Here is a 24680-nt window from a genome sequence, read left to right on the forward strand (position 1 = left end):
GCGCTCTGAGTGGCAGCGTGTCACGTCTGCCGGGGTGCGGCGTGTCACCGTGTCATCCGCGGACGATCCCATGTGTCACCGCCGTTGCCGCAGGTGGTCGCTCGTGTCAGTGGTGTTGCGCGTCGTGCGCGAGGAGTGCGATGTGCAGCGAGGCGGCCTGTTCGAAGTCGTCCAGGTCCACCCCCAGCCGTATCTGTATCGCCTCCAGGCGGCGGTACAGCGCGGGCCGGGAGACGTGGTGCAGCTGCGCGGTACGGGACTTGTTGCGGCCGGTCGCCAGGTACGTGCGCAGCACCGGCAGCAGGTCCTCGCCGGGGTCGCACAGCAGCCCCGCCAACTCCCGCTCGGCGAACGACTGTACCTGTGGCTCGTCGCGCAACAGGCGGATCAGTCCCCGCAGATGGACGTCCCGCAGCCGCACCACGGGCGGCAGGTCGAGGGCGGCGGCGGAGTCCGCCACCGCGTCCGCGACATGCCGTGCCTCGCGCAGCCCGGCGGGCACGTCGTCGAAGGAGGTGCGGGCGCCGGCGGCCGCGACCACGACGGGCCCGTCGGCCGGTTCGGCGCGCAGCCGGGCCGCGAAGTGCGCGGTGAGCGCCTCGGCGTCCTGGTCGCGGGCGAGGCTGAGCAGCACAGCGGTCGCGGTGTCCGACAGCTCCCCGGCGACGCCGGGCAGGCCGATCAGCCGCAGCACGCGGTCCAGCGGGGCGGCCCGGCGGCCGTGGACGACGAGCGGCACGAAGGTGCGCCGGTTCACCGGCAGCCCGGCCGCGCGCGCCCGGGGCAGCAGGTGCCGGGCCGGTACGGCGCCGCCGACCAGGTCGGTGACCAGGCTCGACGCGGACTGTTCCTCCCAGGAGCAGTCGGCGCCGCCGAGCATGCGGTGCAGCACCAGGGCCTCGGCGGCCCGGTCGGCGAGCAGTCGTCCGGTCTCCGTGTCGCCGCGGTAGCCGCACAGCACCAGCCGGCCCCAGTGCCCGCCGCGCCCGCCGAGCTCGGCGCGGATCCAGCCGTCGCCCTCGCTGCGGCCTGCCTGGCGGGCGATGCGTTCCCAGTCGCGCAGCACGTCGTCGACGGCCGGACGCTCACCGGCCGTGCCGAGGACGCGGTGGGCCAGGTTGGTGACGACGACGGGGCAGCCGCTGTGCCGGGCGATCTCGTCGAGCAGCCGTTGCAGCGGGGCGCCGCCGGTGATGAGCGCGGTGAGTTCGGTGCGGACCGCCTCGGAGAGGCTGACGGCGGCGAACTTCCGCCGCACCAGCCGGGACTGCACCTCCTCGGTCAACTGGGCGAAGGGGAACGGGCGGTGGAGCACCACGAGGGGCAGCTGGCAGCGTTCGGCCACCCTCCGCATGGTCTCCGGCGGGGACGGGAAGGCCCGGCCGAGGCCCAGGACCACGGCGGAGGCCTCGGCGCGGTGCAGGGAGCGGACGTACTCCGCCTGCTTGTCCTCGTCGCCGGCGAGCAGCACCCCGGTGGTGAGCACCATCTCGCCGCCGCTGAGCATCACGCCCACGTCGGCCGCCTCGGCGACGTGCACCCAGCGCACCGGCCGGTCCAGCCGGCCGGCGCCGGCCACCACCTCGGGCTGTCCGGCGAGCACCCGCTCCAGGGCGAGGACCTGCCGGACCGAGAGGGCCGGTACCGGTGGCTCCCAGGTGGTCATGGCGGCGTCCTCCGGTGCGTATGGGGCTACTGGATGCTCCGCAGGGCGTCCTCGAGGATCGCGGCACCCTCCTCGGCCTCCGCGACGTTGAGGGAGAGCGGCGGGGCGACGCGCAGGACGCTGGTGTCGTGGCCGCCACCCTTGCCGATGAGCAGGCCGCCCCTGCGGGCCGCCTCCAGGACGGCGGACGCGGCCGCTGGGTCGGCCTCGTCGGTGCCCGGTCTGCAGAGCTCGATGCCGATCATCAGGCCGCGTCCGCGTACCTCCCGGACGGCCGGGACCTGTGCGGCGGCGGCCCGCAGCCGCTCGATGAGCAGCCCGCCGACCCGGCGCGCGTTGCCCTGGAGGTCGTGCTCCAGCGCGTAGTTGAGGTTGGCCAGGCCCGCCGCCATGGTGATCTGGGTGCCGCCGAACGTGGAGATGCTGTTGGCGTCCAGGCAGTTCATGATCTCGGCGCGGGCGACGACCCCGCCGATGGACATGCCGTTGCCGATGCCCTTGGCGAAGGTGAGCATGTCCGGCGGGCCGCTGCGGCCGTGCGCCTGCCAGCCCCAGAAGTGCTCGCCGGTGCGGCCCCAGCCGGTCTGCACCTCGTCGGCGATCCACAGGACGCCGCGCTCGTGCAGCACCTCGCGGAAGGCCGCGTAGAGCCCGTCGGGCGGGGAGGTGAAGCCGCCGACGCCCTGGATCGGTTCGGCGATCAGCGCGGCGGGCGGGCGGGTGTGCCCGAGGAGGTCCTTGAGGTCGTCGACGCAGGCGGCGACGAAGTCGTAGTCGTCGAGCTCGGCGAACGGACCCCGGGTGCGGACCCCGCCGTGCACGTAGAGGGTCTGCAGCGGGGAGAGCGAGGTCGGGGACCAGCCGCGGTTGCCGGTGATGCCGACGGAGCTGAAGGAGCGTCCGTGGTAGCTGTTGCGCATCGCCAGGATCGTGTTGCTGCGCCGGTAGGTGGTGGCGAGCATCAGGGCGGTGTCGTTGGCCTCGGTGCCGGAGGTGGTGAAGAAGACGCGGGCGTCGGGGATGCCGCTGAGCTTGGCGATCCGTTCGGCCAGGTCCACCATCGGCCGGTTGAGGTAGAGGGTGGAGGAGTGCAGGATCCGCCCGGCCTGTTCGGTCACCGCCTTGGTGACCTCGGGCAGGGCGTGGGCGGTCATGGTGGTGAGGATGCCGCCGAAGAAGTCGAGGTAGCGGTTGCCGCGGGAGTCCCAGACGTGGCGTCCCTCGCCGTGGGTGATCTCGAGGGGCTCGTCGTAGTAGAGGGCGAGCCAGTCGGGCAGCACGGAGCGGTGGCGGCTCAGCAGGTCGTCGTTCACGGCCGCACCAGCCCCTCGTAGGCGTCGGGGCGGCGGTCACGGTAGAAGGCCCACTGCTGCCGCACCTCGTCGACGAGGTCGAAGTCCAGGTCCCGGACCACCAGTTCCTCCTTGCTGTCGCTGGCGAGGTCGCCGACGAACTGTCCGCGCGGGTCGACGAAGTAGCTCGTGCCGTAGAAGTCGTTGTCCCCGTACTCCTCGACGCCCACGCGGTTGATGGCGGCGACGAAGTACTCGTTGGCCACGGCGGCCGCGGGCTGTTCCAGCTGCCACAGGTGGGCCGACAGACCGCGGTGCGTGGCCGACGGGTTGTAGACCAGCTGGGCACCGTTGATGCCGAGCTGCCGCCAGCCCTCGGGGAAGTGGCGGTCGTAGCAGATGTAGACGCCGACCTTGCCGACGGCCGTGTCGAAGACGGGCCAGCCGAGGTTGCCCGGGCGGAAGTAGAACTTCTCCCAGAAGCCTCTCACCTGCGGGATGTGGTGCTTGCGGTACTTGCCGAGGTAGGTGCCGTCGGCGTCGATCACGGCGGCGGTGTTGTAGTAGTGGCCGGACTGTTCGATCTCGAAGACGGGGGCGACGATCACCATGCCGGTCTCGCGGGCCAGCTCCCGCATCCGGCGCACGGTGGGGCCGTCGGGGACCTCCTCGGCCCAGCGGTAGTGCTCAGCCTCCTGCACCTGGCAGAAGTAGGGGGCGTTGAACACCTCCTGGAACCCGATGACCTTCGCGCCCCGCCGGGCCGCCTCGCGGGCGTGCTCCTCGTGTTTCGCCAGCATGGACTCGGTGTCGCCGGTCCACGAGGCCTGGACCAGGGCGGCGGTTACGACGTTGGGCATGAGCTGCTGCTCCTTCGACGCGACGTCAGCGCCTCTACGCCCGTAGAGACGGCCGTAGAGGGACGAACGTAAGCCTCTCGGACGGCCTTGCCAAGACCATCGTCGTGCGGGCCGTGGACTCGATCCGGATTGACACCCCTGTGGGTGAGTCCGCCCGGCCGCCGGCCCCCGGTCAGGCGGCCAGTCCCGCCACACGCAGGGCGTGCAGCACGTCCCAGTGCCGCTCCTCCGACACGCCCCGGGCCGCCGTCAGCAGCAGCGGCACCAGGCGTCGGGGGTCGGGGGCAGCGGTGCGGGCGGCGTCCTGCGGGGTGCGCATCCGGACGCAGGCGTCCAGCAGGGCCCGCAGCTCGCGGTGGCGGGTGCCGTCGGCCAGGGCGAGGGCGGCGTGGCCTATCTCGTCGGCCGGCCGTACGACGCCCTGCCGCAGGATCTGCTCGCCGTCCTCGGCCCGGCCCGCCGCGGTGAGCGCGTCGGCGGCGGCGACGAGGCGTTCGGCGGGCAGCGACGCGGCCGCCTCCCACAGCAGGGTCGCCCAGTCGGCCCCCAGTCCGGCCCGCTCCATCTCGTCGGCGAGCAGCGGGAACCGTACGGCGGACCAGTAGGCGGCGTCGTTCAGCGCGGCGTGCGCCTCGCCGGCGCGTCCCTCGCGGCGCAGTCGTACGAGGGTGCGCACCAGGTGTTCGGCCTGCCGTAGGTCCTCCGCGCCGGCCCGCTCCCCGGCCGGCGGCCCGGCCTGCTCGCCCTCGTCCGCGGCGGCTCCGGCGAAACGGGCGCCGCGGGAGACGGAGGCGGCGACGGGCAGCTCCGGGACGGCGGCGGGCGGCGTGACGACGGGCGCCTCCCCGCTGCCCTCCATCCCGGCGAACCGAGCGCCGCCGCGCCGCCGCTTGCGGGGCGCGGGCGGACCGCCGTCGGCGGGCGCGGCCGGCGGGACATGCCGCTGCGCGGCGCGCAGCTCGGGCGGGACGGGGTCGGGTCCCGGGTACCGCTCCTGCCGGGAGCGGGCCGCATCCGGCCGCGAGTGCTCCGCCTCCGCGCCCGGCGCCGGGTGACGCCCGCGCGCGACGGGGCCGGGGGCCGGACTCGTGTGCGGGTGCGCCCCGACGGCGGAGGCCGGGCGCCCCTGCCCCGAGGGACGCGACATCGGGTCCGTGTGCTGCGGGCCGAGGGCCGGTGCGGGGTGACGTCCCGTCCGGGTGGGATCCGGGGCCGGGTCCGCGTGCTGCTGGGGGCCGGGAGCCGGGGTGTGGCCGGAGCGGTCCGGGGTGGCGGGGCGAGCCGGTGACGTGGGGCCGGCGGGGTGCAGGGGGGCGCGCTGTGCGGCGGGGCCGCTCCGTGCTGCTGCCGTGCCGGTGGGACCGGACGCATACCTGCCCGTGGGAGCCGTGTTCGTGCGGGTGCGCCGGTCGAGGGCCGCCATACGGGCGGTGAGTTCCGCGCAGCGGGCAGCCGCACGGCGGTGGTCGTCCTCGGCCCAGGCGAGGTCGTTGCCGAGGACGTCGGCCTCCTCGCGGTCGGCCGCGGTGGCGAGCCGGCGCGTCAGCTCGGCGCGGCGGTCCGCCGCGTACCGCTGCTCGCGCAGCATCACGTCGAGCCGGTCACTCAGGGTCTGCCGGGCACCGGGCCGGCCGTCGAACGCGGTGGTCGCCTCGGCGTGCAGTAAGCGCGCCCGCGGGGCCTCCGCCTCGGCGACCGCGGGTCCGTGGGCGGCGGCCAGGTCCTGGAGCAGGGACTCCACCACGTCCCAGGGCGGCGGTTCGCGCCCTTCGAGACACGCCCGCATGCCGTCGGGGTCGCGCTGCCAGAACACCAGGCACCAGCCCGCGTACCGGTCCAGTCGTGCCAGCAGACCCCGCAGAAGGGCCGTGAACTCCCGGACACTGTCCGGGAGTTGCTCCGCAGCCATAGCCAACTCCCGCCGGATTCCGGAGTACTTGACTCCGTAGGTAACACCCGGTGTGTTACGGCGGCGCTACGGCGAGTTTTCCGGCGGGTGCGGACACGGCAGCGGGAGCGGCGCCGCCCCCGCTCAGGCGGCGATCGACGCGTCCGGGGTGTCCGGCGCCTCCTGCGGCGCGCAGCGCCCGATCAACGCGTCCATCGACAGGCCGAGCGCGCCGGCCAGCGCGGCCACGGTGAAGAACGCGGGGGTCGGGGCCCGCCCCGTCTCGATCTTGCGGAGGGTCTCCGCGGAGACGCCGGCGCTCGCGGCGACGTCCGTCATGCTGCGGGTTCCGCGTGCCTCGCGCAGCAGCCTGCCGAGCCGCTCGCCGCGTTCACGCTCTTCGGGGGTCAAGGGGGTGCGCACCATGACCCCATTCTAATACCGGTATAGTAATTGGCATGGTGGAGCTCAAGACCGACGCATCGATCGATGCCATGTACGAGGCCGGACAGGTCGTCGCCAGTGCGCTGACGGCCGTACGGAAGGCCGCCGACGTGGGCGTGTCCCTGCTGGAGCTGGACGAGGTGGCCCGGGACGTGCTGAACGCGGCGGGCGCGACCTCGCCGTTCCTGGGGTACCGGCCATCGTTCGCACCCACGCCGTTCCCGGCGGTGATCTGCGCGTCCGTCAACGACGCGATCGTCCACGGCATCCCGGACGGCTACCGGCTGCGCGACGGGGACCTCGTCTCCATCGACTGCGGCGCCCAGCTGGGCGGCTGGGCCGGGGACTCGGCGATCAGCTTCGTGGTGGGGACCCCGCGCCCGGCGGACATCCGGCTGGTCGAGACGGCCGAGCGGGCGCTCGCCGCCGGCATCGAGGCGGCCGTCGTCGGCAACCGCATCGGCGACATCGCGCACGCCATCGGCACCGTGTGCCGCGACGCGGGCTACGGGATCATGGAGGACTACGGGGGCCACGGCATCGGCCGGCACATGCACGAGGACCCGCCGGTGCCGAACGAGGGCCGGCCGGGACGCGGGCTGCCGCTGCGGCACGGCATGGTCCTGGCGATCGAGCCGATGCTGATCGCCGGCGGCACGGACGCATACCACGCCGCCCCGGACGGCTGGACCCTCCGCACCAACGACGGCACCCGCGCGGCCCACACGGAACACACGGTCGCGATCACGGACGCGGGGCCCCGCGTCCTGACGGCGCGGGACTGAACCCGGGGGCCGCCCGGGATGTCGGCCCCCTCCCCCGCCGGGCGGCGCCCGGGATTCGTCCGGCGGGGGCGAATCTGGACATGCCCGCCCATACGGATCGTGTCATCGTGGGCATGAGCGCGGCTCGGCCGGGTTACCCGGCTCCGGCACGTCGACCCAGCGAAGGAACGGATGACGATGACGAGTGGTTTCGTCGGCCCGGAGGGTGACCCGTTCGCAGAATTCCTCGCCCGCTTCTTCGGCGGACAGCGCCCCCGCCAGATAGACATCGGCAGGCTTCTCAGCCAGCCCGCCCGGGAACTCGTGCGCGGCGCCGCCCAGTACGCGGCCGAGCACGGCAGCCGTGACCTGGACACCCAGCACCTGCTGCGCGCCGCCCTCTCCGCCGAGCCGACCCGGAGTCTGCTCAGCCGGGCGGGCGCGGACCCGGACTCGCTGGCGTCCCAGATCGACGACCGGTCCGGGCCCGTGCAGCATTCTCCCGACGAGGCCCCACCGCCGACGTCGCTGTCGCTGACGCCCGCCGTCAAACGGGCGCTGCTGGACGCGCACGAGATGGCCCGGGCGAGCGGTGTCGGCTACATCGGCCCGGAGCACGTGCTCAGCGCCCTCGCCTCCAACCCCGACTCGGCGGCCGGCCACATACTGAACGCGGCCCGGTACACCCCCTCCGGCCCGCCCGAGGCGCCGGAGGCACAGCAGCCCCGCACCGAGCGTCCCCGGCCCTCGTCGGGCACCCCGACGCTGGACAAGTACGGCCGTGACCTCACCGCGCTGGCCCGCGAGGGCCGTATCGACCCGGTGATCGGGCGGGACGTCGAGATCGAGCAGACCGTCGAGGTGCTGTCCCGGCGCGGCAAGAACAACCCCGTGCTGATCGGTGACGCGGGCGTCGGCAAGACCGCCGTGGTGGAGGGGCTGGCGCAGCGGATCGCCGAGGGGGACGTGCCCGACATCCTCCTCGGCCGGCGGGTGGTCGCCCTGGACCTGACCGGCGTGGTCGCCGGCACCCGGTACCGGGGCGACTTCGAGGAGCGGATGAACAACCTCGTGGAAGAGATCCGCGCCCGCTCCGACCAGCTGATCGTCTTCATCGACGAGCTGCACACCGTGGTCGGCGCGGGAGGCGGCGGCGAGGGCGGCTCGATGGACGCCGGCAACATCCTCAAGCCGGCCCTGGCCCGCGGCGAACTGCACATCGTCGGCGCGACGACCCTGGAGGAGTACCGGCGGATCGAGAAGGACGCGGCCCTGGCCCGCCGCTTCCAGCCGATCATGGTGCCCGAGCCGACTCCCGCGGACGCGATCGAGATCCTGCGCGGCCTGCGGGACCGTTACGAGGCGCACCACCAGGTCCGCTACACCGACGAGGCGCTGGTCGCGGCCGTGGAGCTGTCCGACCGCTATCTGAGCGACCGGCGGCTGCCGGACAAGGCGATCGACCTGATCGACCAGGCGGGTGCCCGGGTGCGGCTGCGGGCCCGCACCAAGGGCACGGACGTCCGCGCGTTGGAGCGCGAGGTCGAGCAGCTGACCTGCGACAAGGACCAGGCGGTCGCGGACGAGCAGTACGAGCAGGCGATGCAGCTGCGGGACCGCATCACGGAGCTGAAGGAGCGCGTCGCGCAGGCCGGCGGCGACGGCGAGGTCGACGAGGGGCAGAGCCTGTGGGTGGACGCCGAGGCGATCGCCGAGGTGGTGGCCCGGCAGACGGGCATCCCGGTCAGCAGGCTGACCGAGGAGGAGAAGGACCGGCTGCTGGGTCTGGAGCAGCATCTGCACCAGCGGGTGGTGGGCCAGGAGGAAGCCGTACGGGTCGTCTCGGACGCCGTGCTGCGCTCCCGCGCGGGGCTGTCCAGCCCGGACCGGCCGATCGGCAGCTTCCTGTTCCTCGGCCCGACGGGCGTCGGCAAGACGGAGCTGGCGCGGGCTCTCGCCGAGGCGCTGTTCGGCAGCGAGGACCGGATGGTGCGGCTCGACATGAGTGAGTACCAGGAGCGGCACACGGTGAGCCGCCTGGTGGGCGCCCCGCCCGGGTACGTGGGCCACGAGGAGGCCGGCCAGCTCACCGAGGTGGTGCGCAGGCACCCGTACTCGCTGCTGCTGCTCGACGAGGTGGAGAAGGCCCACCCGGACGTCTTCAACATCCTGCTGCAGGTGCTGGACGACGGCCGGCTGACCGACTCGCAGGGCCGCACGGTGGACTTCACCAACAGCGTGATCGTGATGACCAGCAACCTCGGCTCCGAGGCCATCACCCGGCGCGGCGCCACCCTGGGTTTCGCGACCGGCGGTGCGGAGGCCGACGAGGAGGCGCGGCGGGAGCAGATCCTGCGGCCGCTGCGGGAGCACTTCCGGCCGGAGTTCCTCAATCGGATCGACGAGATCGTGGTGTTCCGCCAGCTCACGCCCGAGGAACTGCGGCAGATCACCGACCTGTTGCTGGAGAGCACCCGCCGCCGGCTGAAGGGCCAGGACATCACGGCCGACTTCACCGACGCGGCCGTGGACTGGCTGGCCGAACGCGGCTACGAACCGGAGTACGGCGCCCGGCCGTTGCGCCGCACCATCCAGCGTGAGGTCGACAACCAGCTGTCCCGGCTGCTCCTGGACGGCCGTGTTCGGGAGGGCGGCCGGGTGACGGTGGACGCGCAGGACGGGCGTCTGGTGTTCCGTACGCAGGAGACGCCGGCGCCCGAGCTCTGACCCGCCCGTACGGCACGGCCCGGCACCCCTGACGAGGGGTGCCGGGCCGGTGGACGTGAGGGCCGCGGAGGTACGGGGCCCTACCGCCTCGGGTGGACGACCATCGCCGAGCCGCCGCCCCTGCGGACCTTCTCCGCCGCGGCCAGCCAGGCCCCGCCGGGCAGCCGCTGTACGCCGGTCGTGGCGCCGATCTCGGGGTTCTCCCGGAAGGAGTGCCCGATGGCCTCCAGGCGCTGCCGCAGCGCGCTGTCGAAGAGCCCGGGTTCGAGCTCGGTCTGTGCGGCGTTGCGCTGGCTGGCGCGCGGCGCGGCGATCGCGTCGACGAGCGGCAGACCCCGGTCGAGGAAGCCGGTGAGGGTCTGCAGCACGGTGGTGATGATGGTCGCGCCGCCGGGTGATCCGAGCGCCACCACCGGCTGGTCGTGCCGGTCGAGCACGATCGTCGGCGCGATGGACGAGCGGGGCCGCTTGCCGGGGCCGGGCAGGTTCGGGTCGTGGACGGCGGGGTTCGCCGGGGCGAAGGAGAAGTCCGTGAGCTCGTTGTTCAGCAGGAATCCGCGCCCGGGGACGGTGATGCCGCTGCCGCCGGTCTGCTCGATGGTGAGCGTGTAGGCGACGACGTTGCCCCACCGGTCGGCGGTGGTCAGGTGCGTGGTGTTCTCGCCCTCGTACGTCGTCGGCGCGGCCGTACCGCCCTTCGCGCACGGCGCCGGGTGGCGGGGGTCGGCGGGGGCGAGCGGGCTGGTGAGGACGGCGTCGTCCTTGATCAGGCAGGCGCGGGAGTCCGCGAACCGCTGCGAGAGCAGTTCCTTCGTCGGTACGTCCTCGAAGGCGGGGTCGCCGACCCAGCGGCCCCGGTCGGCGAACGCGATGCGGCTCGCCTCGATGAACCGGTGCAGGTAGCGGACGTCGCTCGCCTTGGACAGGTCGGTGCGCTCGAGGATGTTGAGGGCTTCGCCGACCGTCGTGCCGCCGGAGGACGAGGGTGCGATGGAGTAGACGTCGAGACCCCGGTAGGAGGTCTTCGTCGGGGGCTGGGACTTGGCGCGGTAGGCGGCGAGGTCGCGCGGCGACAGGTCGCCGGGGCGCGCGTTCCAGCCCGACGCCGGGTCCACGGGCGGCTTGTTGACCGTGTTCACGATGTCGTGGGCGAGGTCGCCCCGGTACAGGGCGTCGACGCCCTTGCGGCTCAGCTCGCGGTAGGTGCGGGCCAGGTCGGGGTTCTTGAAGGTGGAGCCGACGGCGGGGAGTTCGCCGCCCGGCAGGAACAGCTTCGCGGTGTCGGGGAAGTACCGGAAGCGGGTCTCGTTGGCGGCGGTCTGCGAGCGGAAGGTCTCGTCGACGGTGAAGCCGTCGCGGGCGAGCCGTTCGGCGGGCTCCAGGACCGTACCGAGTTTCCTCTTGCCCCACTTGTCGAGCGCCCGCTGCCAGGTGGCGGGCGTGCCGGGGGTGCCGACGGCGAGTCCGCTGCTGACCGCCTCGGCGAACGGGATGGGCGCGCCGTTCTCCAGGAACAGGCCGGAGTCGGCGGTGAGCGGGGCGGTCTCACGGCCGTCGAGGGTGTGCACGGTGCGGGACCGGGCGTCGTAGTAGACGAAGTAGCCGCCTCCGCCGATGCCGGCCGAGTAGGGCTCGGTGACGCCGAGCGCGGCGGCGGTGGCCACGGCCGCGTCGACGGCGTTGCCGCCCCTGCGCAGGACCTCGATGCCGGCCGCGGTGGCGTCGGCGTCGACGCTGGAGACGGCGCCACCGTGGCCGACGGCCACCGGCACCTTGGGCGTGGGCCGGGCGTGTGGGGCGGGCTCGCCGCGGGGGGTGGGCGGCGCGGCCGCCCCCACCGACGCGACAGCGGCGGTGACCGCGAGGACCGCGAGATTCCGTGCGACAGGGCGACGCATCCGCACCTCCAGTAAAGGGCCGTCCGGGCAGCTTAGTTCGTCGCCATGCCCGCGTCAGGGAGGCCGGTCCGGGCGTGCCGCGCCGAGCCGTCCGGGACGTTACGCAGCCGGGCGTCGAACACGGGTCTGTTCGGGACCGCTAGCATGCGCGCCCATGAATGACGACGTGCGCAACATCGTGCTGGGCCTGGTGGCCGCGGGCATCAGCGCCGGCCTGGGCTGGATCGCCCGTACCTACCTCTGGAAGCGCAAGCTCCGGCGCAAGCAGGCCTTCTTCGGACTTCCCGACAACTCCGAGTCGTTGCTCGTCGTCAACCGCGACCCGGCGACGGCGGAACCGGCGGTGCACCGCTTCGACGTGTTCGCGCTGCTCGAACTCTCGGCGCTGATCAAGGACTGCGGGGCGCACGCCCAGGTGGTCACCCAGGACGCGGCGCAACAGGGGTTCGGCGAGCGCACGGAGTTCTGCGTCGGCGGTCCGGGGTCGAACCGGCGGATGGTCGCGCACATGGCGGCGATGCTGCCGGGGGTGCGGGTCAACGTGGACCCGGAGCCGGGCCCGGACCGCGGCGCCTTCCGGATAGGTTCCGACCTCTACCGTATGGAGGCGGGCGTCTCCGAGTACGTCCTGCTGGCGCGGCTGACGGCGGGGGAACGACGGGACATCCGGCCGGTGTTCCTGTTCTGCGGCCAACGGGCGATCACCAATCAGGCCGCGACCCGGTACCTCGCCCGCAACCACGAGCGGCTGGCCCGCAAGCACGGGTCCGGTTCCTTCGTGCTGCTCCTGAAGGTCATCAACTCGCAGGCGTACGGCCCCGACGTGGTGGAGCTGGTGGCGGACGTCAGCAAGCCCGCACAGACTCCGCTGCCGGCTCCGGAACCGGCGGCACGCAAGTCCCACCGCGCGGACTGACGACGTGCCACGCCGCCGGGCGCGGGGGCCGGCCGCCGGTGCGGCCGAAACCCACACCTCCCGAAGCGCGGGGGTACGTCCTCCGGGCGTACGCCCTGGCTCCAGGGCGGCCGGAGCTCACGCCGGAGCGCGTCCGAGGGACGCGACGCCCGCCGCTACGGCGGCCGAAGTGCGCCCCGCATGAGCGGAAGCGCGCGTTGCGGGCGAAGCGCCTGCTGCTCCGACGGCCAGAGGGAGACGTCACGCGGTCGCGTGACGGCCTAGGGTCACGCCGCCCGGCCGACGACCGAGCCGCCCCCTGCGGAGGTGGACGCCGTGGGCGTCCGCCGGGCGGGCGGAGCGTTTCGCGCGGGTCAAACAGCGGGACGCCCACCGGGCGGGACGTGAGGGCGGACCGCCCTTCGGGCAGGGCCGTCCGGCAAGCGGGGCCTGCGGGATTGATCGCCCATCGGGCGGGGCCTCCGACAAGCGGGGCTTGGAGGCGGACCGTGCATCCGGCGGGTGGGGTCGTCCGTCAGGCGCGCCCTGGGCGATTGGTCACGCCCCTGCCGGGCAGACGCTGACGCTCCGTTCGCGGGACGGAGGGCGCCTCCGAGGCGAGGAAGAAGTGCGCCCCGTAGGGGCGGATGGGGCACCACCCGCCCGGCGGGCAGCTGACCTTCTCCTCGCCGGCGGGCGACCGTGGTTTCGGCCGCTGCCGCCGCGAGCAGTGATCACCGGCTGCCGCCGGACGGGTCCGGCCTGTGTGATCCGCCGCCCCGGCTGGGCGGGCGGTCCCCTCCCGGAGGCGGCGTCCCCGCTTGCACCGCGAAGTCTCTCCCCCCACCGGGACGGAGGGAACATCGTAGTCGAGGTCCGGACGGACCGGTTTCCGTACGTCATGGTGGTCGCCGCAACGTATCCGGGCAAGATCGCCAGGACGACGCGACACGCACTTTTCGGTCATAAGCCGTATTTACGGCGGGTGATGGGGCGCGCGAGCGGGGCGCGCGTCAGTCCTCCGCGACCTCGGCGTACAACTGCGACAGCTCCGGCACGCCGTCGGCCGCCCACTGGTGACCCGCCTCCACGACGTCGAACTCCCGTCCGCCGGTGAGGTGTACGACCGGCTGGCCGTCGGCGCGAAGCTCCCAGGCCGCGCCCGGCACGGTGCGCACGATGACGGTGCCGAGGTACAGACCCGCGTCGTTGCCCAGCCAGTCGGAGGTGTCCTCGTCGTCCCGCCACCTGGGGACCAGCTGATCCAGCGCCTCCAACGAGGCCGGGCTGTCGTCGAGTCGGACTCCCGCCCCGTACGCCTGGGAGCGCAACAGCGCGCACTCCGCGAGGAGTTCCGCGAGACCCTCCGGATCGGGAAGTTCGTCCTTCCGGCGCCGCTTGCCCAGGAACGGGATCTTCATTTCTCCAGCCTGTCATTCGAACCGCCGCGCGCAAACAGGCGCGCGGGGTCCTTCGACGGCCGGCCGGGCCTTGTTACACGTCCAGGTCGACCACGACCGGCGCGTGGTCCGAGGCGCCCTTGCCCTTGCGCTCCTCGCGGTCGACGTAGGAGTCGGTGACGGCCTTGGCGAACGGCTCGTTGCCGTAGACCAGGTCGATGCGCATACCGCGGTTCTTGGGGAAGCCGAGCTGGCGGTAGTCCCAGTAGGTGAAGGGGTGGTCGTACTTGAGGGGGCGCGGCACCACGTCCGACAGTCCGGCCTCGCGCAGGGAGGCGAGGGCGGCCCGCTCGGCGGGCGTGACATGCGTGGAGCCCTCGAAGGCGGCGCGGTCGTAGACGTCGTCGTCGGTCGGGGCGATGTTGTAGTCGCCGAGGATCGCGAAGGGGCGGTCACCCGCCGCGTCACCGGCCACGGCCGCCTTCAGCGCCTCCAGCCACTGCAGCTTGTACGCGTAGTGCGGGTGCTCCACCTCGCGGCCGTTGGGCACGTAGACCGACCAGACACGGACCGGGCCGCAGGTCGCGGAGACGGCGCGGGGCTCGACGGAGCCGTCGTAGCCGGGGTCGCCCGGAAGCCCCTTGACGACGTCCTCCAGGCCGACGCGGGAGAGCACCGCCACGCCGTTCCACCGGCCGGTGGCGTGCACCGCCGCCTCGTACCCCAGCTCGCGCAGCTGGTCCACCGGGAACTGGGCCTCGGCGACCTTGGCCTCCTGGAGGCACAGCACGTCGGTGCCGCTGCTCTCCAGCCAGGCCAGGAGCCTCGGCAGGCGGGCGGTGATCGAGTTCACGTTCCAGGTCGCGATGCGCATGCTTCACAACCTACCCGCCGGGTCCGACAACGCTCGACCGACGGCCGCCGGCTGTGGACGACCGTGCCGGACGGGCCCGCGCGGTCAGATCCGGGCCGCTCCCCTCGGGGCCAGCCGCAGGTGCTCGGAACCGCCGAGGGCGCCGATCTGGCGGTCGTAGAGCGGCCGGGCGAGGTCGGTGAGCAGCGCGTCGTGGATGTCGTACGCCCGTTCGGGACGGACCTCGCGGACGTAGTCGATCACCTCGGAGATCTTGTTCCAGGGCGCCATGACGGGCAGCATCAGCGTCTCGACCGGGTGGTCGGGGACGGTGAGCGCGTCGCCGGGGTGGAACAGCTTCCCGCCGTCTACGAGGTAGCCGACGTTGGTGACGCGCGGGATGTCCGGGTGGATCACGGCGTGCAGTTCGCCGTGGACCTGCACGTCGAAGCCGGCGGCGGTGAAGGTGTCACCGTGCCCGACGGTGTGCACACGGCCCGGGAACGCGGCGGAGATCTGGTCGGCGACCGACTTGAGGGTCCAGATCTCGGCCGCCGGGTTGGCCTCCATCGCGGTGCGCAGCCGGCCCTCGTCGAAGTGGTCCGGGTGCTCGTGGGTGATCAGCACCGCGTCCGCGCCGACGGCGGCGTCCTCCTCGCTGAACCCTCCCGGGTCGAGGACGAGGACGTGTCCGTCCTTCTCCAGCCGGACGCAGGAGTGCGACATCTTGATGAGCTTCATGGCTCCATCCTGCATCCGGCGCCCGGAGCGGCGCGCAGGGGGAGGGACCGGGCACGTACCCGGTGACCGCGGCTCACTCCGGCGGGGTGGTCTCCTCGCGCACGACCTGCTGGGCCACCCGGAAGGCGCCGCTGGCCGCGGGGACGCCGCAGTAGACGGCCGCCTGCAGCAGCACCTCCTTGATCTCGGCCGGGGTGAGCCCGTTGCGCAGCGCGGCGCGGGTGTGCACGGCGAGTTCCTCGAGGTGGCCGCCCGCGACCAGGGCGGTCAGCGTGACGCAGCTGCGGGTGCGGCGGTCGAGTCCGGGGCGGTCCCAGACCTCGCCCCAGGCGTACCGGGTGACCAGCTCCTGGAAGTCCTCGGAGAAGGCGTCGGTCTGCTCCAGGATCCGGTCGACGTGCGCGTCGCCCAGCACCTCGCGGCGCACCTTGATGCCGGTGTCGTACGGGTCCGGGGCCCCCTGCGCCTGCGGGGGCACGGCGGCCGGGGCGATCTCGGCGACGGGGGCGAGCTGCGCGGGGGCGACGGCCGGGACGGGCGGCCGGGGCACGGCGGCGGGCATGACGACGTGGCCGGTCGCGTTGTCGGGGAGGGGCTGCCAGGCGGTGGAGAAGTGCCGGACGAGCAGGTCGGTGACGGCGGCCGGCTGCTCCACCGGCACCAGGTGGGAGGCGCCGGGTACGACGGCGAGCCGGGCGTCCGGGATGCCGGCGACCAGGGTACGGGCCTCGGCGGGGCCGGTGACCTGGTCCTCGGAGCCCACCAGCACCAGGGTCGGTACGCCGACGCTGCCGAGGCCGGCCCGGACGTCGAAGGAGGCGAGCGCCTCGCAGGCGGCGATGTAGCAGCCGGGGTCGGTGGTGCGGACCATCTGCACGGCCCACTCGGTGATCGCGGGCTGGGCGGCGGCGAACCCGCCGGTGAACCAGCGTTCGGGCGCCGAGCGGGCGATGGGGTCCAGGCCGTTGGTCCGCACGATCACCCCGCGCTGCCGGAACTCGTCCGCGGTGCCGAAGCGGGGCGAGGCGGCGATCAGCGCGAGGGACGCGAGCCGCTCGGGGTGGCGCAGGGCCAGCTCGATGCCGACGGCGCCGCCGAGGGCGCAGCCGGCGTACCCGAAGCGCTGCACGCCGAGACCCTCGAGGGTGGCGAGCAGCCGGGTGGTGAGGTCGGTGACGGACGCCGCGGGGTGGGCGGGGGCGCCGCCGTGCCCCGGGAGGTCGAACCGGAACACCCGCCACTGCTTCGTCAGTTCCGGGATCTGGCGGTCCCACATGTGCCAGGTGGTGCCGAGGGAGGGCCCCAGGATCAGAACCGGAGCGTCTTCTGGTCCGTCGAAGCGGTATTGCAGGGTGTTCGGTGCTGTCTCGCTCACCCGTCAGACCCTCTCACGTCTCACGCAATGCGCCGTGGCCGGGGGAATCACGGACGGTCGACCGCCCCCCACGCCACGCCACGTCCGGTACTGCCGGAACCTTAATGGATGGAGCGGAGACTTCTCCGGCGCACGCTTCATCCCGGGCCTCCCGATACGGCCGAAACACACACGTTCGAACCGCCGGAGGCCACGTCGCACCACAGAAGCAGCCCGCCACCCGCATGACACGTTCACCGACCCCGCACCAATCGCCCCCATAAGAAGGCGCCATGACGCTCCGTACCCGTGTTCGCGTCTACGGTGCCGTCCCGTCGGAAGGCGGGGTGTCGTAGCGGGCGGCCACCGCCCTGGCGCGGTCGCGCAGTGTCGTGCGGAGCCATTGCGGGTCGAGGATCTCGGCGTGGGGTGCGTGTTGCCAGAGGGCCCACTGGGCGTGGCGTGGGTCCTGGAATGTGAGGGTGAGGCGGTGTCGGCCGTCGGGGTCGATCTCTTCGTGGTGAAGGGCGAGGGCGGTGGTGACGAGGTGGTCGCGGTGTGCGGGGTCGACGCGGAGATGGACGTGGGTGGAGTCGCCGCCGGTGCGGAAGCGCAGGTTGCGTTGGCGCCAGGCGTGGTCGAGGTCGACGGTGTCGGGGCGTTGTGCGGGTTCGGGGAGTTCCTCGGCGGCGAGGATGCGGCTGAGGCGGTAGGTGCGGTCCTGGCCGTCGCGCTGGGCCAGCAGGTAACCCTGGTCGCGGACGGTGACCAGGCCGACGGGGTCCACCGTGCGCCAGGCTGGGTTCCGGTCGACGGCGGCGTAGTGGATGCGCAGGCGGTGGCCGTCGAACACGGCGCGCCGGACCTGGGTGGCCACCGGGTCGGGGACCTCCTCGGGGGCCACGGGCCGGGACAGCAGATCGGTTTCGGGGTCGATGAGCAGGCGCTGTGCGGCTCCGGCGGCGGTCTCCCGCAGTCCTTCGGGCAGTGCGTCGACGACCTTGAGGACGGCCGAGGCGAGGGCTGAGCCCAGGCCGAGGAGCTGGGCGCCGCGGCGGGAGCCGGCGACCAGCAGGGCGAGGGCCTCGTCGTGGCTGAGGCCGGTGAGCGCGGTCTGGAAGTCGGGCAGGAGGGCGAAGCCGCCGTGACGGCCGCGTTCGGCGTAGACGGGGACACCGGCCGCGGACAGGGCGTCCATGTCGCGCAGCACGGTGCGGGTGGACACCTCGAGTTCGCGGGCGAGTGCCTCGGCGGTCATTCGGCCCCGTTGGCGCAGCAGGAGCACGAGGGACACCAGGCGGTCGGCGCGCATGGGAAAACCCTAACGAAATACATGACGGCGGATGTCATGTTTTGTTGGCAGGTCAGGGCCGGTCCTGTGGCGGGAGAGCGGTAGGTGCCGCTGATCGGGGTCATCGTGGCGACGCCGTCACGCAGGCTGACGTGGCGTTCCGGTGTGGCGCCGGCAACGGTGCGGAGCGGCGACCGGTCCGATCTCGTCGTCACCGCGGTGCCGGTGGTCGACCGGGTGGTCAACTGGCGCTTCACGTCCGGATGTTCGGAGCTTTTCGAACTCACCTCACGCAAACGGCAGTTCCCCGGCGCCCGTATTCGATCATCCGGGGACATCCTCGAAAACCCGTGCCCTCGGGCCGGTGTCGCCCGCCTACGGTTCCAGCGCGGCCGGGGCGAGTGGGCTGCCCCGTGGAGGCCGCCGCGAGCACGCAACGACTGGAGAGGGAGACACCCGTGGCAACTGTGGAAGTGTCGCTGAAGGACATCATGACCGTCGTCGAAGGAGCCCTGGGAGCGGCCGTCGTCGACTACTCGAGCGGCATGGCGCTGGGAACGCTGGGCGGGGGGAAGGACCTGGACCTCACCGTCGCGGCGGCCGGCAACACGGATGTGATCCGCGCCAAGGTGCGCACGATGGAACTGCTGGGCCTCACCGGCCAGATCGAGGACATCCTCATCACGCTGGAGTCCCAGTACCACCTGATCCGCCTGGTCACCGGCCGCAGCGGCAACGGCCTGTTCCTGTACCTCGTGCTGGACAAGTCCCGCTCGAACCTGGCGATGGCCCGCCACCAGCTCAAGCGGATCGAGGAACAACTGGAAGTGTGAACCGCCCCGGGTCCCGGCCGACGCGCGCCCATGATGTGAAGAGTTCTGCAAGTCGCCACATGAACATGGCCCCAAGCCATGGGCGCGCGTCACGCCGAGCCAGAAGGATCGACGGCGAAGGACGGCACATCGTGCGGCGGCGCCCGACGTGGGCGCCGCCGCGCCCTGGAGAACATTCCCGACGCGGCAGGGAGCGCGCACCCATGCAAGTCCCCCTCTACCAGGCCAAGGCCGAGTTCTTCCGGATGCTGGGGCACCCGGTGCGCATCCGGGTCCTGGAGCTGTTGCAGCACGGGCCCGTGCCGGTGCGGGACCTGCTCGCCGACATCGACATCGAACCGTCCAGCCTGTCACAGCAGTTGGCGGTGCTGCGCAGGTCCGGCATCGTCGTCTCGGTACGGGAGGGCTCCACCGTGACCTACGCCCTCGCGGGCGGCGACGTCGCCGAACTGCTCCGGGCGGCCCGCAGGATCCTCACCGAACTGCTGGCCGGGCAGAGCGAACTGCTGGCAGAGCTGCGGCAGGTCGACGTGCCGGTGCCGACGGCGCCCGGCGGCGGGGAAGGTTAGGCCCGCACGTCAACCTCGTCGACGGGGGGCGCTCAGGCACTCGTGAGCGGGGACGGCCGGGACCTCTCGTCACAGGTCGCCGAGGGTGTCCAGGCCGGTCAGGGCGCCGACCGGGTCCGGGTCGGGGGTGCCCCGGGGCCACCAGTCGTCCTGGTCCGGCTCCGACTCGTACGCGTACCAGAGGTGGTCGCGGCCGAGGCGGAGCTGCACATGGCCGCGGGGGTGGGTGAGGCGGTTGTGCCAGGGCCGGAAGGCGGGCAGGTCGGCGGCGAGCAGCAAGGGGCGGGCGCGGTCGAAGCGGCCGGCCGGCGGGTCCCACGGTTCCTCCAGCACGGCCAGCCCGGTCGGGCCTCCCTGGCGCCAGGCGGCCACCGCGCGCGCCAGGTCCCCGGGGGTGCGGCCGGCGGCCCGGGCGAGGGAGGAGTACAGCGCACGGGTGCCGGCGGTCAGTCCGGAGCCGGGGCGGGCGGCGGCCAGTCGCACCGCGTCGTGCCACAGGGTGAGCGGGCCGACCGGGTCACGGCCGGTGGTGAGCAGGGCGTGCGCGCGGGCGGCGGCGTCGGTGGCGAGCTGGTCCAGCGCGAACGGGTCGGGGCCGCCGGGCGACGCGGGGTAGACGGGGGGCTGCTCCGGGTGCGACGGCGGGGGCAACGGCGAGGGTGGCGGCGGAAGTTCGGGGCCGCGCCGGGCCAGGGCGTCGGTGGCCCGTATGCCGGGCAGCGGCTCCGGTTCCTTGCCCTGGGCGGCACGGGCGGCGCGGGCGGCGCTGAGCCGGGACAGCGCGTCGATCACCTGGCGCTCGCTCCGACCGCGCAGCAGGAGCAGCACGAACGGGTCCGCGTCGAGCAGCCGCGCGGTCTGGTAGCAGAGGGCTGCCGCGTGTTTGCAAGGGTGCCCGGAGTCGGGGCAGCTGCAGCGCGGGGCGAGGTCGCCGGGGCCGGGCAGCAGCGGGACCCCGCAGTCGGCGAGGGACTGCGGCATCTCCTTGTCCAGCAGCGCCGCGATGTGGCCGGGGCGTTCGGCGGCGGCGTCCAGGAACCGCTCCCAGTCGGCGTCGTCGAACGTCCGCAGCCGCACCTGCACCCGGTAGGGCCGGGCGCGGCTGCCCCGGACGTACGCGAGGACCAGGCCGGGCGTGACGGTGATGGCGTCGACGTGTCCCTGTTCGGCGTAGCCGCGTCCGCGGGCGAGCCGGGCGGGGTCCAGCGCGCCGTCCTCCAGCGCGGTCACCCACGCCCTGCCCCACCAGGTTTCCGCGAACCGCTCGGCGCCGTCCGAGGAGCGGGGCGGGAACGACGGGAAGGTACGGCGCAGGTCGCCGTCCCGCGCGGGGGCGGCCATGGAGGACGGGGCGACGGGGGGCGCCGCCGCCGGTTCGCCGGTGGTCCGTGTGCCTGGCGCTGTCCCGGGCGCGGTGCCTTCGCGGGCGGGCGGCCGGGCATCCGGCCGGCGGCCGGGAACGTCGGCGGGTGCGTCCGGGGCCGGGTCGTCCGCCGTGCCGGGCATGCGGAAGGCGTCGGCCAGGGTCTCCCGGATCTCCCGCGCGCGGCGGTCGGCCGCGCGCTCGCCCCGCGTGGTGCGTGGCACCCTGGGCGCGGGTGCCGGGGCCCGTCGGGTGCGCTTGGCCTCGTCCACCTGCTCGCGGGCGCGGGCCCGCGCGGCTTCCTCGCGTGCGGCGCGCAACGCCTCCCGCGCGATGTCACCGGGGCGGTGGGCCGACGTCTCCGCGCCCACGCCGGTCGCGGGGGTGGCAGCATCGGCCCCCTGGGCGGAGTCGGCACTGTCCTCCGGGCCGGGGGCCGGGACAGCGGTCTCGACCGGGTTCGGTCGCGCTTCGTCGGTTGTTTCGTCCTCGGCGGGCGACGCACCCTCGGCCGCCGTGTCCTCGGCCGCCGTGTCCTCGGCCGCCGTGTGATCCGCGACCGCCGTGTCCGCGTACGGGGGCACGTCACCCGTCACTCCCCCGGCCACCGCGTCCGAGGTCGGCCGCGGCTCGTCGGTCACCTCCCCGGAGGCCTCGGCGTAGGACTCCGGCCCGGCTTGCGGCTCGGGTCGCGGCTCGGCGGATACACCCCGCCGTGCCCGCAGCGCGCGGTGCAGGGCCTCACGGGCCGCCTCGGACGGACGCGGGGCCTGAGGCGCCGGGGACGCCTCCCGGACCGGCGAGGGCTCCTCCCCCGCCGACGACCCGCCCCGCGACTCTCCCTGCGGGCCGCCCCGCACCCCGCCCTGCGACTCGTCCTCCGGAAGCTCCCCCTCGGACACCCGTGCCCGCGCCGCGCGCAGCGCCTCCCGTGCCTCCTCCGACGGGCGGGGTGTCATGCCGACCTCCGCAGGGACACCAGGTCGGACAGATCGCGGTCGGACAGCTCGGTGAGCGCCGACTCGCCCGACCCGAGGATCGCGTCCGCGAGGGCCCGCTTGGACTGGAGCATCTCCGCGATGCGGTCCTCGACCGTGCCCTCGGTGACCAGCCGGTGGACCTGGACGGGCTGGGTCTGGCCGATGCGGTACGCGCGGTCGGTGGCCTGTTCCTCCACCGCCGGGTTCCACCAGCGGTCGAAGTGGACGACATGACCCGCCCGGGTGAGGTTCAGTCCCGTCCCCGCCGCCTTGAGCGAGAGCACGAGGACCGGCACAGCACCGCTCTGGAAACGGTCCACCATCCGCTCCCGCTCGGGCACCGGCGTACCGCCGTGGAGCAGGTCGACCGGGACGGCGCGCTCGGCGAGGTGGCGGGTGATCAGGCGGGCCATGCCGACGTACTGGGTGAAGACGAGGGCCGAGCCGTCCTCGGCGAGCACCGTGTCCAACAGCTCGTCCAGCAGGGCGAGTTTGCCTGAGCGGGCGGCGAGTCGGTCGCCGGCCGGGGCGTGTTCCTCCTTCAGGTACAGCGCGGGGTGGTCGCAGATCTGTTTGAGCGCGGTCAGCAGCTTGAGCACCAGCCCGCGGCGCCCCATGCCCTGCGCGGTCTCGATGGCCACCATCGACTCGCGCACCACCGCCTCGTACAGCGCGGCCTGCTCGCGGGTGAGCGGCACCGGGTGGTCCGTCTCCGTCTTGGGCGGGAGCTCGGGGACGATGCCCGGGTCGGACTTCTTGCGCCGGAGCAGGAACGGGCGGACGAGCCGGGCCAGCCGCTCGACCGCCTGCTCGTCCTCGCCGGTCTCCACCGCCCGCGCGTGCCGGGCGCGGAAGGACTTCAGCGGGCCGAGGAGCCCGGGGGTCGTCCAGTCCAGCAGGGCCCACAGCTCGGAGAGGTTGTTCTCCACGGGGGTGCCGGTGAGGGCGACCCTGGCCGGGGCCGGAATGGTGCGCAGCGCCTTGGCGGTCGCCGAGTGCGGGTTCTTGACGTGCTGCGCCTCGTCGGCGACGACCATGCCCCAGCGCTGTTCCGCGAGGGTGGGCGCGGCGGAGCGCATGGTGCCGTAGGTGGTGAGGACGAAGCCGCCGTCCAGGTCGTCGAGAGTGCGGTCCGGGCCGTGGAAGCGGCGTACGGGCACGCCGGGGGCGAACCGGGTGATCTCCCGCTGCCAGTTGCCGAGCAGGGACGCTGGGCAGACCACCAGGGTGGGTTCGCGGCGGGCCCGCTTCAGGTGCAGGGCGATGAGGGTGACGGTCTTGCCGAGGCCCATGTCGTCGGCGAGGCAGCCGCCGAGACCGAGGGAGGTCATGAGGTCGAGCCAGGCCAGGCCGCGTAGCTGGTAGTCGCGCAGGGTGGCGTCCAGGCCGGGCGGAGGCGCTGCGGGCCGCACGCCGGCCGTCAGACGGTCGCGGAGGGCGGCCAGCGTCCCCGCGGGCACCGCCTCCACCGTCTCGCCGTCGACCTCCGCCTCGCCGGTGAGGGCGACGGACAGGGCGTCGACGGGATCGAGCAGCCCCAGGTCGCGCTTGCGGGCCTTGCGGACGAGGGCGGGGTCGACCAGCACCCACTGGTCGCGCAGCCGGACGACCGGGCGGTGCGCCTCGGCCAGGGCGTCCATCTCGGCCTCGCCGAGCGGGTCGCCGCCCAGGGCGATCTGCCAGCCGAACCGCAGCAGGTCCTCGCTCTCGAAGAAGCCGGTGCCGTCGGTCGCCGAGCCGGGCGCGGGCCGGACCACGGCCGTGGCGGTGAGGTCCTGCGCGAGGTCGCGGGGCCAGTGCACGGCGACGCCGGCCGCCGCGAGCCGGGTGGCCACGACCCCGAGCAGATCGCTCAACTCGTCCTCGGACAGAGCCAGTACGTCCGGCACGTCCTGGTCGGCGAGCCGGTCGAGCGGGGGCCAGACGCGGGCCGCCCGGCGCACGGCGAGGGCGGCGTCCACCCGGGCGCGCGGCCCGAAGCCGTGGTCCGCCTCGCCCGACCACAGGGCCGCCGCGTCGGCCACCAGCGTCGGGTCGGAGAGGCTGTGCACCTGCACGATCGCGGCGCCCGCGCCACGCGCGCCGCCGCCCTCGCCGCCGGCGGTCTCCCCGGTGTCGAAGAGGTCGTGGGCGGACAGGTCCAGGCGGAGCGAGATCCGCACGCCCGCGTCCATCCCGGCGGCGACCTCGGCGGCCCAGTCCCGGGCGTCGGGCAGCCTTTGGGGCCGCCGCGCGGCGAACGGCAGGCCGGAGGCGTAGGGGGCGGCGGGGGTACGGGGCAGGGTGTCCGCGACCGCGTCCAGGAAGGCACGGACGAGCGCCTCGGGCGTGGGCAGGCGCAGGGGGCCGGGCCCGGGCAGCGGCACCGCGTGGCCCTCGTAGGGCAGGGCGGCGGCCACCGCGCGCAGGTGTGCCACGTCGTCCGGTTCGAGCGGGCCGGCCCGCCAGGCGTCGTACCCCTCGGCGGTGAGGCCGGGCAGCAGGCGTCCGCGGGCGGTGAGCCGCAGCGCGTGCAGGGCGGCGGCGCCCCAGCAGGCGGTGGCCGGGTGGGCCGCGGGGTCGTACCGGGCGGCGACCAGCAGGGGCAGGGCCTCGTCCACGGGCAGGGACAGCGCGGGGACGGTGCGCCGGCGCACTCCCGCGCCGTGCGGCCGGACGACGGTGAGGTCCGTACGCCGGTCGTCTTCCCCTTCCTCGGAGGGCATGTCCGCGCCCTCGGGGTCGTAGAAGGCGATCCGCCCGTCGCGTGGGAGGGGTGCGGGCAGGAACACGGCCGGGAGGTGCGACGACGCGACGAGTCCGTCACCCGTCCCGGGCACCGCCGTCACGGTCGCCTCGCCCATACGCCTTGTCACCTCCCCG

At 74.0% G+C, this 24680-nt stretch carries 18 protein-coding genes; 5 read left to right on the top strand and 13 right to left on the bottom strand.

Annotated features, from left to right (window positions below; translation table 11 throughout):
* Positions 1 to 106 precede the first annotated feature (106 nt).
* The 5 genes from B100_RS0107990 to B100_RS0108010 form a co-directional block, all read right to left on the bottom strand.
* On the bottom strand, positions 107 to 1666 hold the full coding sequence (locus B100_RS0107990; protein WP_024883918.1) for a PucR family transcriptional regulator: 1560 nt from the start codon (positions 1664 to 1666) through the stop codon (positions 107 to 109).
* A 26-nt stretch (positions 1667 to 1692) separates the two neighbouring features.
* Positions 1693 to 2979 carry a class-III pyridoxal-phosphate-dependent aminotransferase gene (locus B100_RS0107995; protein WP_024883919.1) on the bottom strand — a complete coding sequence of 429 codons (1287 nt, stop codon included), beginning with the start codon at positions 2977 to 2979 and terminating at the stop codon, positions 1693 to 1695.
* Entirely contained in the window at positions 2976 to 3818 is an 843-nt protein-coding gene (locus B100_RS0108000) for a nitrilase-related carbon-nitrogen hydrolase (protein ID WP_024883920.1), read from the bottom strand. Before B100_RS0108000 ends, B100_RS0107995 begins: the two co-directional genes overlap by 4 nt.
* Positions 3819 to 3990: 172 nt before the next feature.
* Positions 3991 to 5727, bottom strand: a complete 1737-nt coding sequence (locus B100_RS0108005; RefSeq protein ID WP_024883921.1) for a hypothetical protein — start codon at positions 5725 to 5727, stop codon at positions 3991 to 3993.
* A gap of 123 nt (positions 5728 to 5850) precedes the next feature.
* Positions 5851 to 6132, bottom strand: a complete 282-nt coding sequence (locus tag B100_RS0108010) for a helix-turn-helix domain-containing protein (protein ID WP_024883922.1) — start codon at positions 6130 to 6132, stop codon at positions 5851 to 5853.
* A 32-nt stretch (positions 6133 to 6164) separates the two neighbouring features.
* On the opposite strand from B100_RS0108010, the gene map reads away from it, so the two are divergent.
* Together map and B100_RS0108020 are read left to right on the top strand one after the other, a co-directional pair.
* Entirely contained in the window at positions 6165 to 6935 is a 771-nt protein-coding gene (gene map / locus B100_RS0108015) for a type I methionyl aminopeptidase (protein ID WP_024883923.1), read from the top strand.
* Positions 6936 to 7112: 177 nt separating this feature from the next.
* Complete coding sequence (locus B100_RS0108020; protein ID WP_024883924.1) at positions 7113 to 9641, top strand: ATP-dependent Clp protease ATP-binding subunit; 2529 nt, start codon at positions 7113 to 7115, stop codon at positions 9639 to 9641.
* A gap of 80 nt (positions 9642 to 9721) precedes the next feature.
* Here the strand turns inward: B100_RS0108020 and ggt are convergent, their stop codons facing one another.
* Positions 9722 to 11539, bottom strand: coding sequence for a gamma-glutamyltransferase (gene ggt, locus B100_RS0108025; RefSeq protein ID WP_024883925.1), 1818 nt, complete (start codon positions 11537 to 11539; stop codon positions 9722 to 9724).
* Between the two features lie 154 nt (positions 11540 to 11693).
* Between ggt and B100_RS0108035 the strand changes: the two genes are divergently transcribed.
* Positions 11694 to 12455: a hypothetical protein gene (locus tag B100_RS0108035; RefSeq protein ID WP_024883926.1), complete on the top strand. Its 762-nt coding sequence runs from the start codon at positions 11694 to 11696 to the stop codon at positions 12453 to 12455.
* A 992-nt stretch (positions 12456 to 13447) separates the two neighbouring features.
* Here the strand turns inward: B100_RS0108035 and B100_RS0108040 are convergent.
* The 5 genes from B100_RS0108040 to B100_RS0108060 form a co-directional block, all read right to left on the bottom strand.
* Positions 13448 to 13855, bottom strand: a complete 408-nt coding sequence (locus tag B100_RS0108040; RefSeq protein ID WP_024883927.1) for a DUF6278 family protein — start codon at positions 13853 to 13855, stop codon at positions 13448 to 13450.
* Positions 13856 to 13928: 73 nt separating this feature from the next.
* Positions 13929 to 14708 (bottom strand): exodeoxyribonuclease III, encoded by a 780-nt coding sequence (locus B100_RS0108045; protein ID WP_024883928.1) that lies wholly within the window; start codon positions 14706 to 14708, stop codon positions 13929 to 13931.
* Positions 14709 to 14792: 84 nt separating this feature from the next.
* The gene (locus tag B100_RS0108050; protein WP_024883929.1) at positions 14793 to 15428 is read right to left on the bottom strand and encodes an MBL fold metallo-hydrolase; all 636 of its coding nucleotides are present in this window, start codon (positions 15426 to 15428) and stop codon (positions 14793 to 14795) included.
* Positions 15429 to 15501: 73 nt separating this feature from the next.
* Positions 15502 to 16803, bottom strand: a complete 1302-nt coding sequence (gene pcaDC / locus B100_RS0108055) for a bifunctional 3-oxoadipate enol-lactonase/4-carboxymuconolactone decarboxylase PcaDC (protein ID WP_024883930.1) — start codon at positions 16801 to 16803, stop codon at positions 15502 to 15504.
* A 298-nt stretch (positions 16804 to 17101) separates the two neighbouring features.
* Positions 17102 to 18094: an HTH domain-containing protein gene (locus tag B100_RS0108060; RefSeq protein WP_024883931.1), complete on the bottom strand. Its 993-nt coding sequence runs from the start codon at positions 18092 to 18094 to the stop codon at positions 17102 to 17104.
* A gap of 437 nt (positions 18095 to 18531) precedes the next feature.
* Between B100_RS0108060 and B100_RS0108065 the strand changes: the two genes are divergently transcribed.
* Together B100_RS0108065 and B100_RS0108070 are read left to right on the top strand one after the other, a co-directional pair.
* On the top strand, positions 18532 to 18906 hold the full coding sequence (locus tag B100_RS0108065) for a roadblock/LC7 domain-containing protein (protein ID WP_024883932.1): 375 nt from the start codon (positions 18532 to 18534) through the stop codon (positions 18904 to 18906).
* A gap of 203 nt (positions 18907 to 19109) precedes the next feature.
* The gene (locus tag B100_RS0108070) at positions 19110 to 19475 is read left to right on the top strand and encodes a metalloregulator ArsR/SmtB family transcription factor (RefSeq protein ID WP_024883933.1); all 366 of its coding nucleotides are present in this window, start codon (positions 19110 to 19112) and stop codon (positions 19473 to 19475) included.
* Positions 19476 to 19544: 69 nt separating this feature from the next.
* Here the strand turns inward: B100_RS0108070 and B100_RS0108075 are convergent, their stop codons facing one another.
* Together B100_RS0108075 and B100_RS0108080 are read right to left on the bottom strand one after the other, a co-directional pair.
* On the bottom strand, positions 19545 to 21797 hold the full coding sequence (locus B100_RS0108075) for an SWIM zinc finger family protein (protein WP_024883934.1): 2253 nt from the start codon (positions 21795 to 21797) through the stop codon (positions 19545 to 19547).
* Entirely contained in the window at positions 21794 to 24661 is a 2868-nt protein-coding gene (locus tag B100_RS0108080; protein WP_024883935.1) for a DEAD/DEAH box helicase, read from the bottom strand. Before B100_RS0108080 ends, B100_RS0108075 begins: the two co-directional genes overlap by 4 nt.
* Between the last annotated feature and the right edge of the window lie 19 nt (positions 24662 to 24680).

This window comes from Streptomyces sp. CNH189 (genome assembly GCF_000527195.1).